The sequence below is a fragment of the Peptococcaceae bacterium 1198_IL3148 genome (assembly GCA_036763105.1).
GTDB lineage: Bacteria > Bacillota > Desulfotomaculia > Desulfotomaculales > Desulfohalotomaculaceae > JBAIYS01.
This window is the reverse complement of the sequence record JBAIYS010000002.1, coordinates 1-14,290: the sequence shown is the minus strand read 5'-3', so window position 1 is coordinate 14,290 and position 14,290 is coordinate 1. Positions and strand designations below refer to the sequence as shown.

Genomic DNA, 14,290 nt, shown 5'->3' with positions numbered 1-14,290 from the left:
CTTTAGAAGCACCAACGTATAACATACCAACAACCCATTATTTTTAGATCGATTTCGACATTTAACATTATTGCAATGTAAGTTGGCAAATGCTATCATTCTTCTAATATTACCAAGGTTGAAGGCCAAACAATTATTACCCACCAAAAAGATGTCTGGATAAACAAAGGATATATAGAATTGTTAGCTTTAGGAATGCTAATGGGCAAGTTCAAAATGCTTTTTAATTTATTGCAACCTTTCGTTAAACCCTCACGTCTTATAGGTAAATGTTGTGATTACAGGAGGATGTTGTATGCCTAAAAAAAAGATTATCGGTCTGTCCGCCAGTTGCTTAGCTGCGGGGTTGCTGTTGTTTAATCCGCTGGCCGAAGCCGAAACAAAGGTAATTGCAGAGTCACTGCCCCTGTCCAACGCCATCGGAGAGAGGGCGCCAGTGGAAGTTGCCGAGGCAAAAATGCCGTTGGACAAAGCAATAGAAAAGGCCAAACAAACCTTCAATATTGGCGAAGATTATGACAAGTTTAACAGCAATTTAAGTACCTATAACGGCAAAACGCATTGGGAGCTATCTTGGAACCGCAGCGCTGAACCGGAGGGCTCCATTGTGGTGCGCATTAATGCCGTCACCGGGGAAATTGCCAGCATGGATAATTGGCAAAACCAACCAAATAACCTATCGGGACTACCCCAGTATAACTATGGGCAGGCTGGCAAATTGGCTGCTGAATGGGCGCTAAAACTGGCCCCCAACCACTACTCAGCCACCAAATTAACCCCGGATGAGCAGCTGCCCTACCACAATTTAACTAATCGCGGGCCCATTGAGTACAGTTATTATTTCCACCGGGTGGTTAACGGTGTACCCTATAAAGAAAACAGTATTGCGGTACGCATTAATGCAGACACCGGTCAACTGGTGGGCTATAACTTCAATTGGGAAGACAACAAGACCTTCCCCGGTACAACCAACATCATTAACGCCAACCAAGCGGCAGCTGTTTTAAAGGACAATGTAAAGTTGACATATTTTCAACCCCAAAACTCAAAGGAGAATAACCAAGTAAAACTTGTTTACCAGGTGCCCAGGGGCGCTGGACTATTTATAGATGCCCATAGCGGTAAAGTCATTAACGAACCCAGTTATTACACCCACGACTGGGCTATAGGTGGTTTAGGGGCCATGAGTAAAGAAGCAGAGCAAAGCCTTTCCCCCGCTGAACAAGCCGAGGTGGAAAAACTGAATAATTTAATTAGCGAAGAAAGTGCACTGAAGATAGCAAAAAAATCTGTCAAAATTCCCAGTGACGCTAAGCTAATGGAAAGCCGTCTGACGGAAAACCACCTTTCGGGCCAAAAAATGTGGCACTTTAACTGGAACAACGATCATGGGTCGCTGAATATCACCATTGATGCGGCAACCGGTGAGTTGTCATCCTTTAACAACTGGCTGAACAGAGAAAATATCGATAATAATGAAAAGCCTAAATATACCCTAGCCCAAGCCCAACAAATCGCTGCAGATTTTATTAAACAACAACAACCCCAGCGCTTTAAAAGCGTCGAGCTGGATGACAGTGTAAATTACGGCGTGATACCTTATGAAAAGCCATACCCAATCAGCCATCGGATTGGCTATGTGCGCATGGTTAACGGTATTCCCTTCCCCAGCAATGGCTTTGACGTGCAAGTCAACTTATATACTGGTGAAATAATTAATTACAACATGAATTGGTGGGATGCCGACTTCCCTAAACCAACCAATGTCCTGGGCACCGACCGAGCCGCTGCCACATTTATGGCCGATGACGGTCTAGTTTTAGACTATGTCACTCTAAACCACAGTACCAATAACCCGAAGGTCTATTTGGCCTATCATTTAAAGGAGCGCCCCTCCTTTACCATTGATGCCATCAGCGGCCAATACTTAGATTGGCAGGGTAAACCGCTGGCCGCTGAACAAACCACTAAATTTACCGACATTGCTGGCCATCCAGCGGCAGATGCCATTAACACTCTGGCCGCCGCCGGAATTCTAAAAAGTAGTGACAATAAGTTTTATCCCGATAAAAACATTACCAAAATGGATGCCTTAACTTGGCTGGTGGCCAGCCGGGACCGCTATCAGTTGGAAAGACCCCTTGAAGATATGCAAAAAAATGTGGTGGATGCCGCCATCCGTATGGGCATAATTGAAAGGGAAGAAGCCAAAGATTTGGATCAAGAACTCACCCGCTTGGAATACGCCAAACTGATGATTAATTTCTTAGACTACGATGGCGCTGCCAAGTTAAATGATATTTATCTACTAACCAGCAAAGATGCCAATAAAGTACCGGCCAACCTCAAGGGTTATGTCGCCCTAAGCCTTGGCCTAGGCCTGCAAACGGAAAACAACGGCAACTACAACCCCCAGGACACCATTCCCCGCGGTTACGCCGCGGTCTCACTGCTGAGATTGTTGCAGGTTACTAAGTAAAATTAAAAAGAGGCTGTTGCAAAAAGCAGCCTCTTTGCCCTTTAATTAGTCAATTTCATGGTTAGTAATTCACACCCGGTTTCCGGTTGCACTCTGGCACCGACCAAAGTAAAACCACACTTTTGATAAAATTGTTGTGCCTTAATGTTATCCTTGTAAACTTCCACCGTCAATTCTTTTCTTAATGACCTAGCCTTGCTGATTAGCTCAGAACCTGCACCTTTTCCCTGATATTCCGGAGAAACAAACAGGGCCCCAATGTAATCATCAATTAACGAAATAAACCCCACTATTTTACCATCCACTTCTTTCACATAGGTATCAGCCATTGGTAAGTACTTTTCTTGGACGTTCTTTTTCTCAGCCGCCCAAAATTCGCTAGGAATAAAATTATGAGCAATTATCGATGCCTCGTACCAGATTGTAATTAATTCTTGATCATCGTTTTTTTGATACTCTCTAATCATCTTTTCTCCCCCATATTATAGTTTTAAAACTCCCTAGAATTATAGACCTTTAGTGATACGGTGTATGACAAAGCCAGTATTGCCAAAGTTAACATGACAATCATTATTGCTATTTGCAGTTCTGAATAGCTGTTAACAAAACTTATTAGATTAGGCAATCCATCGCTATCCCCCAATAGTGTCGCAATACTGCTAATACCGGCAAACAAACTAAAAAATAATATCAGATTGATAAATCTAGACTTAATATAACCCAATTTAAAGTAAATGGGAAGATAGATTCCGTTTAACAAACTAATAGCCAGCAATGTCCCCAAACAGTTGGCTAAAGTAATCGGATAAACTTGCAAAGGTAGGCCGATAAACTTCATTGCTTGCATAATAGCTAAATAAGCCACTGTACCAATGGCAAATATTACTATTGCTAGTACATATTTAGCCCCCACAATGGTGGATCTTTTTATGGGCAAACTGTTTAGCATCACATCAGCTTTGTTTTTTTCATCCTGTGCACAAGCTGTGGCCACTAAAATATAACAAATACCACTTATGGTTACAGGATATATCCCCTCTTTTAAGGACTGCAACATAAAGGCGAGAAAAATTATATAAAGCAAGCTAATAAGTACGGTCCTTTTCTGCACTAAAATGTCTTTGATCACTAAGCTATACATGTTGATGCCCCCTTGTATAGTAAATCATAATATCTTCTAAGGACGGCTTTTCTATCAGTGCCTGATCGGCAAGCAATCGCTGGGCTTGTTGTTTGTTTTTGACCAAGCCTTCAAAGCCAAATTGGTTTTCTCTGATACCGATAAATTGCTTTCTGGTATCAGCATCTAACAGCTCTTTGCCTCCTTTAACTAAACCGTAGTTTTCCAATAAATCATCTTTAGTGGTGGTAAAAACGATTTCACCAGCATTGATAAAGGTAATAAAGTCCGCTATTTTATCTAAATCAGATGTAATGTGGCTGGAAAGTAAAATGCCCTTGTTTTCATCTTGGATGATGAAACTCAATATTTCCAATAGCTCATGACGGGCCAGTGGATCTAACCCGGCGGTGGGTTCATCCATAATTAATAAGTCTGCCTGATGGGACAAAGCAATGGCCAGCGAAAACTTCATCTTCATCCCCTTAGATAAATCTTTAATTTTCTTCTGGGGAGCTAAATTGAAATCCTTTAGATACTTGGCAAAGGCGGCTTCATCCCAGTTTTTATAAAATGGTGCAATCACTGATTTCATTTCTTTAATAGTCAGATCTTCATAATAATAATTATCGTCAAAGACAAAACCAATGCGATTTTTAATTTCTATCTCCTGGCTGATATTATCTAGACCAAAGATTTTAACCTCGCCCCCATCCCTTTTGATCAAGTTTAGTATTAACTTGATGGTGGTGCTTTTGCCAGCACCGTTGGGGCCGATAAACCCCATAATATAGCCTTTCTCCATGGTAAAATTAATATCTTTTAAACGGAAGTCTTTAAAATTCTTGCTTAGGTTGCTGACCTCTAAAATGGGCGTCATCTGTTCATTCCTCCTCGTAAAGTAAGCTCAGCATTTCTTGTAGCTCTGCCAAGGATAAATTTATGGATTTGCCGGCCAACACCGCTTCGGCTAGCTTCTCTTCCACAATTTTTATCCTCTTTTCTTGCATTAGTTCTTGGTTTTGCGCTGCCACATAAGAACCTTTGCCCGGTACGGTGACAATAAACCCTTCCTTTTCTAATTCATCGTAAGCGCGTTTGGTGGTAATGACACTAATCTGTAGTTCTTTAGCCAAGCTTCTAATGGATGGCAAAGGATCCTCTTCTCTAAGCTCCCCCCGCATAATTAATTCTTTAACCTGCGTTAATATCTGCTCATAGATGGGCTGATGAGAAACATTAGATATAATAATTTTCATCGCTGTAACATCCCTTCAGAAACTGTTATAACTGTATATAAACAATATATACAGTTATAACAGTTGTGTCAAGATAAAATATAAAAGATCGTAGGTGTATGGTCACCTAACGGTTTTAATAAATGCCTTAGTATCGCCTGCTGTCCGCTTAACTGGAATGGCCTTCCAATTTTTTATATACTACGATACAATAGATGGAAATTAGATGGAAATTGTTTTATAAGGAGGCTTCGTACCACATGCAGATTCCAATTTTATATGAAGACAATCATTTGCTTATCATTAAAAAGCCGGTAAATGTTGCTGTGCAACAGGATCAAACGAGGGACGATGATTTACTTAGTATGTTAAAACGTGATTTGAAAGTTCGTTACCAGAAGCCAGGCAATGTGTACTTAGGGCTTGTGCATCGCTTAGATCGTCCTGTCGGTGGCGTGATGGTGTTTGCCAAAACATCCAAAGCGGCTTCCCGGTTATCAGATGCGATTCGCCGCAGAGCAATTGAGCGGGGATATTTAGCTGTTGTGCGGGGAGCACCTCCTAAAGATCATGGGGTTTTAGAGCATTATTTAATCAAGGATACCAGACAAAACAAAGTATATACCGTTCCGCCACACTATAAAAATGCCAAAAAAGCAGTATTAAAATACAAAACGATAGCAAAAAAGAACAGTCTAAGTTTACTTTATGTTGAACTGCACACCGGTCGCCCCCATCAAATTAGGGTTCAGCTATCAGCTGTGGGCTGTCCGCTATATGGTGATCAAAAATACGGCCAAAAGTTCAACCGTCCGGGGCAACAAATTGCCCTATGAGCTCTACTGCTTCGATTTGAACATCCCACCACAAAAGAAATGGTCAATGTCAAATCAACACCTCCAAAGGAGTACCCATGGGATCTGTGGTCCAATCTATATTAATGCAGGAGAAGACAGGGGGACAGGTCCCTTGTCTTCTTCCTATGCCCCCATTACAAAATATAAACACTGTAGAACGCTAAAGGCTAACAAACTAATTTTAATATCCTAAAATTTTTTTATCAGCATTATTGATTTAATTAGTGAAAAAAATTACAATGTTTATAGGGGTGACTGATATGTGGCGAGTTACAGTGTTATATTTGTTGGGTGGTATGGGTTTATTGCTCTATGGTTTATATATAATGAGTGAAGGCTTAAAAACCATTGCCGGCGACAAGTTGCGCACTATCCTTAGTACACTTACCAAAAATCGTTTAGTTGGTTTGTTAGTTGGTATTATAGTTACTATTATTTTTCAAAGCAGTACTGCCACTAGCGTTATCTTAGTGGGGTTAACCAACGCCTCTATAATTACTTTTCCTGTGGTTTTAGGTGCTGGTATAGGCACCTCTATAACTGCACAATTGTTAGCTTTAAATGTCACCAAGTTAGCATTACCCATTATTGGCATTGGTGGTGCGGTAGTGGTATTTGCTAAAAATCAGTCCACAAAAACAATTGGCCAAGCCGTAATTGGTTTCGGCATGTTGTTTTTAGGCTTAAAATTTATGACCAATGCCATGGAGCCACTAAGGGATGCTCCAATTTTTGTCAATTGTTTGGCCACTATTAGTAATCAACCGCTACTGGCCATTATTTTTGCATCATTTTTTACTTTTTTAATTCATAGTAGTGCTGCAGCCATTGGCATTATAATGGTGTTAGCTATGCATCATTTAGTAACATTGCAATCGGCGATTTATTTAGTTTTTGGTGCAAACGTAGGCACATCCTTTACCGCCATTCTTTCCAGTTTTGGTTCAACCAAGGAATCTCAACGAGCAGCGTTGTCTCATTTTTTCTTTCGCTTAATTGGTGTTTTGGTTCTATTGCCCCTTGTTAAGCCCTTTGCCAGTTTTATTTGTTGGTTAACGCCCAATTCTCTGGACTTTCAGGTGGCAAATGTTCACACTTTATATAATATCGCACTGGCTATAATGTTTTTACCCATTACTGAGCAATTTGCAAAATTGATGGTAAAACTCATACCAGATCGTTCAAAGCAAAATATAGAGGTTAAACCAAAATACTTAGATGAACAACTAATCACTACTCCTTCATTAGCTATTGGGATGGCATTAAAGGAAATTATTCGAATTTCCGATAAATCTATCTATATCATTATGCATTGTGACCAATTGTTTAAAAAGTATGATTCTGAAACTGTTGAAAAATTACTTAAAATTGAAGATGAAATAGATTTACTATCTAAGGCTACCAATAACTATTTAACTAAGCTAATGCGAAATTCCAAATGTCAAGAGGATATTGAATGTTGTATGAGTTTTGAAAATATTGTTAGTGATTACGAGCATATCGGGGACGTAGTGGAAAAAAATATCGTTTATCTAGCTGAAAGTAAGCATGCTAACATGAATGATTTTTCCAAAGATGGTCATCAAGAGATTGCCCATATGCAACAAAAGGTGATCCAACTACACCATTATGTTAACAATATCTTACTTACCAATAATACTTCTCTGATCAATCATGCCCAATTGCTATATGATGATATTTCAGATATGGAGTTCCGATATAGAATAAGTCATTTTGTAAGATTAAAAAATAGCAGTAAAGAAGCCAAAAACATTAGCGCAATATTTTTAGATTTGATTAATTCTTATCTAACAATAGCTCAGCATCTAAGAAATATAGCAGCTACTATAAATACAAATAAGCAAATTTCAAGCAGTGAAGGAAACCACCTGCCCCATTGGCCCTAAATAGTAAGACAAGGGACCTGTCCCCTTGTCTTACCCTTGTTTAGGATTGGTGCTGGTTCGCAAATTTTTTCTGCGGTATACACTTAAAACTATACCCATCATGGCCATGTTAATTACTGTTTGGGAGCCACCATAGCTAAAGAAAGGTAAACCGATGCCGCTTATCGGTGCATAGCCTAACGTCATTAATATATTCCAAATAAAGTGCAGTGCCAGGATGCTAGTTAGTCCGCTAACCAACAATCTGCCAAAACCATCTTTGATCTGTTTAACCACACTAATCATTTTAACAATTAAGGCCAGTGCTAACAGAACCACCACTGCACCGCCAAGCCAACCAAAGGTATACACTAAATAAGAAAAGATTAAGTCGGTGTGCAGTTCTGGTAAATTACCGGCAAAGTTAAACCCTTGCCCCCATAACCCAGCCGATTTTATGGTCTCAATGGATTGGATATAGATATACCCACTACCGGTCGAGTCATGGTAAGGGTTGATAAAGGCTAGCAATCTATTCAATTTATGGGGCGCGGTAGTGATGGCCAAAGTAAATATAACAATCGGTATTAAAGTAACACCTATAAGCTGTTTTTTGCTGACACCAGCCAGTGACATAAGCACTAAAAATACCATTGTATAGATAACTGCTGAAGACCACGAATTACTAACAACATAAAAGATATTAGGTACTAACAATAGCAAAACAGAAGTGGCAAACCAACTGGGTTTGGCCCAATCTTTGTTAAAAAAGATACCTGCCACCGCCAACATTGAAACAATTGCCAATAACGGCCAATTTGTGGCCGGTTGGTGGGCTTTGTGGAGTTGTTTGCCCAATGCCATCGAATCACCCATTCTGCTGATGGCCATTTCTATGGCTCGCTGCTCCGGCACACCTTCAGCCGTGTACTCCATTACACAATCCTCAATATGGGCCAGTAGTTCTAGCTTTATTTGCTGATGCACCTCACCAAACTTAATCTGGATACAAACGTTATTCAAATATTCTTGAACCTTAGGGTTCTGTGCTAACGACATACAATTGCCTCCCCCAGAATTTTATCTACTGCTGAGCGAAACATCACCCATTCATGGCACTTTTCTTCAAGCTGAGCCCGCCCCTTTTCAGTTATTCGGTAATACTTCCTTTTGCGACCTCCATTAGCGTCCGACCAATAAGCTTCCACCATGTCATCCGCCTCTAAAGAGTGCAAAATGGGATAAAGTGTGCCTTCCTTAAAGGCAAATACCCCGCCAGAGGCAACTTCAATTTCTTTAATCATTTCATAGCCGTACATTGGCTTGCGATCAAGTAATTTAAGTATCAAAATGACGGTACTGCCTTTTAGCAATTCTTTGTTGACTTTCATGTAAGTTATCACCTTTTCATTATCGAATTACAATGCATCGTATATCTAGGTGTAATTATAAAACCATACCTCTGTCTAGTCAACCATTAGTTGTCATATCAATTTGCAGTCCAATTATAAGGGGCCTGTTTTGTTACCATAATTTGTTTGGTTAAAAAACATTTAGTATGAAAGACTAATTACAAATTTGTATAAGGGGGAATTTTTTGCTATGTGTGCAGTTAAAATTGTACCAGAACCTTTCCGAATTAAAATGGTTGAGCCCATAAAAATGATTACTCGTGAAGAACGAGAAAAGGCTCTGGAACGTGCCGGCTACAACTTATTTTTACTCAACAGCGATGAAGTCTATATCGACTTGCTAACAGACAGCGGTACCGGGGCTATGAGCGATAACCAGTGGGCCGGGCTGATGTTGGGTGATGAAGCCTACTCTGGCAGTAGAAACTACCACAACTTAAGAAATGCCGTGGAAGATATTTTTGGTTATAAATACACCATACCCACTCACCAAGGCCGAGGTGCCGAGCAGGTTTTATTCCCTATAGTTATTAAAAAACCTGGCGATTACTTTATTAGCAACATGCACTTTGATACCACCAAGGGTCATGTGGAAATGGCTGGTGGTCGAGCAATAAACTGCGTGATTGAAGATGCCTTTGATACTGAGAAATATCACCCCTTCAAAGGTAACATGGACATTGAACGTCTAGAAGCCACCATTAAAGAAAAAGGCCCCGAGAATGTAGCTGCTGTAATCATCACCATTACCTGCAACAGTGCTGGTGGCCAGCCCGTATCTATGGAAAACATTCGTCAAACCAGTGAGGTCGCCAAAAAATACGGCCTTCGGGTATTTATTGACGCTGCCCGGGCTTACGAAAACGCATACTTTATCAAAAAACGTGAAGAAGGCTATGCCGACAAGCCTATTAAGGAAATCGCTAAAGAAATGTTCAGTTATGCAGATGGTTTTACCATGAGCGCAAAGAAAGACGCCATTGTGAACATCGGTGGTGTGCTAGCCTTCAAAGATGATGAAGAATTATTCAACGCCTGCCGGGCTAGATGTGTTCCCATGGAAGGATTTGCTACCTATGGTGGTCTAGCAGGTCGCGACATGGAAGCCTTAGCCCGTGGCTTATACGAAGGTATGGATATGAGCTATCTGGAATACCGCATCAACCAAGTTGCTTATCTGGGAGAAAAGCTCAAGGAAGGCGGCATACCTTTCCAATCCCCTACCGGTGGACATGCAGTATTTGTGGATGCTAAAAAAATGTTACCTCATATCCCCTATTATCAATTCCCTGCCCAATCCTTAGCCAACGCATTGTATTTAGAATCCGGTGTGCGCTCAGTGGAGATAGGCTCTTTTCTGCTGGGTAGAGACCCAGATACAAAGGAAAACTTGGAGTCCCCCATGGAATTGCTGCGGTTAACCATTCCGCGCCGCACCTATACCTATAGTCACATGGATGTCATCGCAGATGGCCTCATCCGTGTTAAGGAAAAAGTAAATTCTTTAAAAGGTTTAGAGTTTACCTACGAACCACCGGTTCTGCGCCACTTCTTGGCACGCTTAAAGCCTGTACAGTAATACTCCTATCACCGGCAGGAATTTAAAAGCTGCTGGTGGAGGCTGTTGTAAATTTTTTACAATAAAGGAGGTTTCTCCTATGGCAGAACGTGATGCTTGGTCCAGCAAAACTGGTTTTATCTTAGCCAGTGTTGGTGCTGCCATGGGCCTTGGCTCCATTTGGATGTTTCCCTATCGGATTGGTGCCTTTGGTGGTGCGGCGTTTTTAGTGCCCTATTTAATCTTTACCTTTGCCTTAGCGGTTACTGGACTAATGGGCGAATTTGCCTTTGGTCGTAGTCGACAATCCGGAGCCATTAGTGCCTTTGAAAGTGTCTTAAAAGAAAAGGGTAAAAACTACGGTGCCGCCCTAGGAATCCTTCCGGTATTGGGTGTTTCCGGTGTTTTCGTCTTTTACCTAATTGTTTGTGGCTGGATACTGCGTTATTTTGTTTTGGCTTTAACTGGATTTGACCAGATCGATCCCGGACAATATTTTGGTTCCTTCGCAGGTCAATCTCCCAGTATTATCTGGCATTTCTTGGCCCTGGTCCTGACCATGGCTATTATAATGAAAGGGATTTCCGGCGGTATTGAAAAAGCCAATAAAATTATGATGCCCGGGCTATTCATTATTTTATTGATCCTATTGATCAGGGTCCTAACCTTACCCGGAGTTACAAAGGGCATTGCATTTCTTACGGTACCCGATTGGTCAAAACTAGCCGACCCCATTACTTGGGTGATGGCCTTGGGGCAGGCCTTCTTTACAGTGGCCCTAGGTGGTGCAGCCATGCTGGTATATGGTAGTTATTTGAGGGAGACAGAGGATATCCCTTCTTCGGCCATACACACTGCTATATGGACCACCATTGCTTCATTGCTGGCTGCTTTTGTGGTAATTCCTTCAGCCTTTGCCTTTAACTTGGATCCACAGGCAGGCCCACCCCTACTATTTATTGTTATTCCCCACGTTTTTGCTGCAATGCCCGGTGGTTATTTCTTTGGTATCTTATTTTTTGCAGCAATAATTTTTGCGGCCATTTCTTCAGCGGTCAACCTGATGGAGGTACCAGTAGAAGCCATTCAAGACCGCTTTAAGCTAAGCCGCAGACAGGCATCTATTGTTGTGGCCATTGCTGGTTTCATTGTAGGTCTACCACTAGACCTAAACATGAACTTATTCGGCACATTTGCCGATACCGTCACTATCTACTTAGTTCCTTTTGGTGCCGCACTGGCCGCCTTTGTCTTTTTCTGGATTTATGGTGCTGAAAAAGCCCGCGCACAAGTAAACAAAGGTGCCGTAAAACCCATAGGAAAATGGTGGGAATATTGGGCTAAATATGTTTTCACCGGTGTAACTATCTTTGTTCTTGTGATGGGTGTTTTTGTAGGAGGCTTTTAATTCTAGAGGTTTTAAAAAGGAGGTGATATAATATGGCAAATAGTAAAACCAAAACCACTAATCAGACGAAAATCAATCAAGAAGAGAAAAAACTGTCCACTAAATTGGAGTCCAGTCGGTACAGGAACGATGATTATGCAAAAATGTCAGATGGCATGGTTCCTTAATAGAAACAAAAGCCAGGGATGGTTACTCTCTGGCTTTTACTGATTTTCCCCACGGTTTAAGATAAGAAACTACTACTAACAAGAATAAAATAGTAATACTTATTGCAATGCCAATGAAAAGAAACTGACGACTTTCTAGGTAAGCCGGATTTTGTAAAGAATATAGACCACTGATAATATTGCTAGTAGAAAGTGAGTTGTCTATCGCAATCCGCACATAGGTGGCGCCAAAAGTAATCGCCAATATGTTACCGATCCATTTTGCCAAAACCCAATAATGTTTGGTTAGCCCTCCCCAATGGGTCCGTATAGCGAGAAAAAGCGAGTAATAGACAAATGGCTAGTTGTGTCTAAAGAAAGATGATCTAACCTGCTCTCCATTCACAAACGATTGACAATTGCCCATTATTTAGATGCCCTGTAATAATCCCGTTCATTTTATCCATAATGCTTTTTACAATGGACAAGCCTAACCCAGTACCTTTGCCTGAACGGGATTGGTCTGCCATATAAAATCGGTCGAAGATGTGGTCAACATCTTTTGCTGTTAAGGCATGAGCATCATTTTTAACAATTAGTCTAACCGTTGCATCCTTTTCCTCAAGACTGATACTTATATTTCCTTCTGAATGAGTAATGGCATTGGAGATCAAATTTTCAATAACTCTCGTTACTGCGGATTCGTCAGCAATAATAAAAACATCTTTTTTTGGCATGTTGATGATTGGTTCTATATTTTTCTCATTAAAACGGTCATAAAAGCTAATTATTACATCTATTGTTAAATTCCTAATATTGATTTGTTCAAATTTCAGATGATGACCGGTAGATTCAATAATGCTCAACTCATAAAAATCATATAACAACGTTTCCAGTCGTTTAGCTCGTTGTTTGGCAATAGATAATAATTCTTTCTTTTCATCAACTGTAACATCATCCGATTCAGCCATCTGGATGTACCCCAAAATAGAAGTTAATGGTGTTCTTAAGTCATGGGATATATTGGCAACAGCTTGCTTTTGTTCATTTTCAAAACGTACACGCATTCTATTCTCTGTCACATGCAAATCAATAAGTTTATTGATTTCCAAACCCAGATTTTCAATTTCTTGATCATTAAGTGCTATATCAACTTTTTTGTTTGTTTTGCGATTGTTATAGTTTTGTAGCTGTTTGCTTATTCTTTTTACTTCTTTTTTTAAAGTGAGTAAGCGAGTGAGCAACAATACTGTCACTAATGATATCAATATTAACAAGTAAATCATTGCTCTCACCCGCTTCTTAAAAATTATCTAATTTCTTTTCTATTAAAAAAGAAAATTCCATAGAAAGTGATGATGATTAATGTTGCTCCCCCGATGATAACAGATTTTACAAATTCACCGTTAGTCATTGCAAAATTGCTTCTAAATCAATATGAATATCTTTATGGATTAGCTCATTTCTCTTAACTGTATTATTAGTATGCTTATATCTCTGTAATAGAGAATCAATACGTGCCGATACCTCTTCAACATCAAATGGCTTTGAAATAAAATCATCTGCGCCAGATCGTAAACTACTAATCTTTGTCTGCTGTTTGCTCTTAGCAGAAATGATAATGACTGGGGTAGGGCCCCTCGCAGTGAGTTCTGCAAGAATTTCTTCCCCGGTCATACCCGGAAGCATTAAATCCAGTAAAACCAAGTCCCACTTCTGCTTTTTTAAATAGATCAACGCTTCTGTTCCAGAATAGGCAGGTTGTGCGAAGTAATTGCTTTTTTTAATAATTCTAAATAGCAATTGATTAATATCATTATCATCTTCAACCACTAAAATTTTTATGTTCTGTTCCACTTGTTTTCTCCCTTTCACTATTGCATACATCAGCTATATAATTGTTCTTATCTACAGTTTGTCAAGGAAATGTTTTATATTATTAATTTACACCAAAAAACTTAAGAAAAGCTTAAGTTTTAGGATTTGTAATGTTTATAGTTGATATTTTAGCAAAAAGTCAGAGGTGCTACTTTGATCCGATATATTAAAAGCGATTAAGACGCAAAAAACCACTGGGTAACTACCCAGTGGTTTAAAAATTAATTCTGGCGGCGACCTACTCTCCCAGGGATAAACCCAAGTACCATCGGCCCTGCAGAGCTTAACTTCCGTGTTCGGTATGGGAA

14 protein-coding genes, 1 rRNA gene and 1 pseudogene are annotated in these 14,290 nt (G+C 40.1%); 6 read left to right on the top strand and 10 right to left on the bottom strand.

Annotated elements, in window-relative coordinates; all coding sequences use genetic code 11:
* Positions 1–295 precede the first annotated feature (295 nt).
* Positions 296–2,479 (top strand): YcdB/YcdC domain-containing protein, encoded by a 2,184-nt coding sequence (locus V6C27_01970; protein MEG6615193.1) that lies wholly within the window; start codon positions 296–298, stop codon positions 2,477–2,479.
* Between the two features lie 41 nt (positions 2,480–2,520).
* Here the strand turns inward: V6C27_01970 and V6C27_01965 are convergent, their stop codons facing one another.
* From V6C27_01965 to V6C27_01950, 4 genes are read right to left on the bottom strand one after another with little or no spacing between them, the layout of a single operon-like run.
* Positions 2,521–2,946 (bottom strand): N-acetyltransferase, encoded by a 426-nt coding sequence (locus V6C27_01965; GenBank protein MEG6615192.1) that lies wholly within the window; start codon positions 2,944–2,946, stop codon positions 2,521–2,523.
* Between the two features lie 23 nt (positions 2,947–2,969).
* The gene (locus tag V6C27_01960) at positions 2,970–3,620 is read right to left on the bottom strand and encodes an ABC-2 transporter permease (protein MEG6615191.1); all 651 of its coding nucleotides are present in this window, start codon (positions 3,618–3,620) and stop codon (positions 2,970–2,972) included.
* A complete protein-coding gene (locus V6C27_01955; GenBank protein MEG6615190.1) occupies positions 3,613–4,479 on the bottom strand; it encodes an ABC transporter ATP-binding protein in 867 nt (288 codons plus the stop codon). Before V6C27_01955 ends, V6C27_01960 begins: the two co-directional genes overlap by 8 nt.
* A gap of 4 nt (positions 4,480–4,483) precedes the next feature.
* Positions 4,484–4,858, bottom strand: a complete 375-nt coding sequence (locus V6C27_01950; GenBank protein ID MEG6615189.1) for a GntR family transcriptional regulator — start codon at positions 4,856–4,858, stop codon at positions 4,484–4,486.
* Positions 4,859–5,097: 239 nt separating this feature from the next.
* On the opposite strand from V6C27_01950, the pseudogene V6C27_01945 reads away from it, so the two are divergent.
* Together V6C27_01945 and V6C27_01940 are read left to right on the top strand one after the other, a co-directional pair.
* Positions 5,098–5,670 (top strand): annotated as a pseudogene (locus V6C27_01945) (RluA family pseudouridine synthase).
* A 284-nt stretch (positions 5,671–5,954) separates the two neighbouring features.
* On the top strand, positions 5,955–7,601 hold the full coding sequence (locus V6C27_01940; protein MEG6615188.1) for a Na/Pi cotransporter family protein: 1,647 nt from the start codon (positions 5,955–5,957) through the stop codon (positions 7,599–7,601).
* A 30-nt stretch (positions 7,602–7,631) separates the two neighbouring features.
* Here the strand turns inward: V6C27_01940 and V6C27_01935 are convergent, their stop codons facing one another.
* Positions 7,632–8,639, bottom strand: coding sequence for an FtsW/RodA/SpoVE family cell cycle protein (locus tag V6C27_01935; protein MEG6615187.1), 1,008 nt, complete (start codon positions 8,637–8,639; stop codon positions 7,632–7,634).
* On the bottom strand, positions 8,630–8,971 hold the full coding sequence (locus tag V6C27_01930; GenBank protein ID MEG6615186.1) for a PadR family transcriptional regulator: 342 nt from the start codon (positions 8,969–8,971) through the stop codon (positions 8,630–8,632). The genes V6C27_01935 and V6C27_01930 overlap by 10 nt, the downstream gene beginning before the upstream one ends.
* A gap of 211 nt (positions 8,972–9,182) precedes the next feature.
* On the opposite strand from V6C27_01930, the gene V6C27_01925 reads away from it, so the two are divergent.
* The 3 genes from V6C27_01925 to V6C27_01915 all read left to right on the top strand — a co-directional run bounded on the left by V6C27_01925 (position 9,183) and on the right by V6C27_01915 (position 12,125).
* Positions 9,183–10,571, top strand: coding sequence for a tryptophanase (locus tag V6C27_01925; GenBank protein MEG6615185.1), 1,389 nt, complete (start codon positions 9,183–9,185; stop codon positions 10,569–10,571).
* A gap of 79 nt (positions 10,572–10,650) precedes the next feature.
* Positions 10,651–11,958, top strand: coding sequence for a sodium-dependent transporter (locus V6C27_01920; protein MEG6615184.1), 1,308 nt, complete (start codon positions 10,651–10,653; stop codon positions 11,956–11,958).
* A 32-nt stretch (positions 11,959–11,990) separates the two neighbouring features.
* On the top strand, positions 11,991–12,125 hold the full coding sequence (locus V6C27_01915; GenBank protein ID MEG6615183.1) for a hypothetical protein: 135 nt from the start codon (positions 11,991–11,993) through the stop codon (positions 12,123–12,125).
* A gap of 22 nt (positions 12,126–12,147) precedes the next feature.
* Here the strand turns inward: V6C27_01915 and V6C27_01910 are convergent, their stop codons facing one another.
* The 4 genes from V6C27_01910 to rrf form a co-directional block, all read right to left on the bottom strand.
* Positions 12,148–12,393, bottom strand: coding sequence for a hypothetical protein (locus V6C27_01910; protein ID MEG6615182.1), 246 nt, complete (start codon positions 12,391–12,393; stop codon positions 12,148–12,150).
* 97 nt (positions 12,394–12,490) lie between these two features.
* Positions 12,491–13,390, bottom strand: a complete 900-nt coding sequence (locus V6C27_01905; protein MEG6615181.1) for a HAMP domain-containing sensor histidine kinase — start codon at positions 13,388–13,390, stop codon at positions 12,491–12,493.
* A 124-nt stretch (positions 13,391–13,514) separates the two neighbouring features.
* Positions 13,515–13,961, bottom strand: coding sequence for a response regulator transcription factor (locus tag V6C27_01900; GenBank protein MEG6615180.1), 447 nt, complete (start codon positions 13,959–13,961; stop codon positions 13,515–13,517).
* A gap of 246 nt (positions 13,962–14,207) precedes the next feature.
* Positions 14,208–14,290 (bottom strand): 5S ribosomal RNA (gene rrf, locus V6C27_01895); the annotation flags it as partial.

Excerpts from the sequence above, each read along its gene's own strand:
- V6C27_01940 (MEG6615188.1), top strand. The coding sequence starts at position 5,955 with ATGTGGCGAGTTACAGTGTTATATTTGTTGGGTGGTATGGGTTTATTG.
- V6C27_01955 (MEG6615190.1), bottom strand. The coding sequence starts at position 4,479 with ATGACGCCCATTTTAGAGGTCAGCAACCTAAGCAAGAATTTTAAAGAC.
- V6C27_01960 (MEG6615191.1), bottom strand. The coding sequence starts at position 3,620 with ATGTATAGCTTAGTGATCAAAGACATTTTAGTGCAGAAAAGGACCGTA.
- V6C27_01965 (MEG6615192.1), bottom strand. The coding sequence starts at position 2,946 with ATGATTAGAGAGTATCAAAAAAACGATGATCAAGAATTAATTACAATC.
- V6C27_01925 (MEG6615185.1), top strand. The coding sequence starts at position 9,183 with ATGTGTGCAGTTAAAATTGTACCAGAACCTTTCCGAATTAAAATGGTT.
- V6C27_01915 (MEG6615183.1), top strand. The coding sequence starts at position 11,991 with ATGGCAAATAGTAAAACCAAAACCACTAATCAGACGAAAATCAATCAA.
- V6C27_01930 (MEG6615186.1), bottom strand. The coding sequence starts at position 8,971 with ATGAAAGTCAACAAAGAATTGCTAAAAGGCAGTACCGTCATTTTGATA.
- V6C27_01905 (MEG6615181.1), bottom strand. The coding sequence starts at position 13,390 with ATGATTTACTTGTTAATATTGATATCATTAGTGACAGTATTGTTGCTC.
- V6C27_01935 (MEG6615187.1), bottom strand. The coding sequence starts at position 8,639 with ATGTCGTTAGCACAGAACCCTAAGGTTCAAGAATATTTGAATAACGTT.
- V6C27_01920 (MEG6615184.1), top strand. The coding sequence starts at position 10,651 with ATGGCAGAACGTGATGCTTGGTCCAGCAAAACTGGTTTTATCTTAGCC.
- V6C27_01950 (MEG6615189.1), bottom strand. The coding sequence starts at position 4,858 with ATGAAAATTATTATATCTAATGTTTCTCATCAGCCCATCTATGAGCAG.
- V6C27_01970 (MEG6615193.1), top strand. The coding sequence starts at position 296 with ATGCCTAAAAAAAAGATTATCGGTCTGTCCGCCAGTTGCTTAGCTGCG.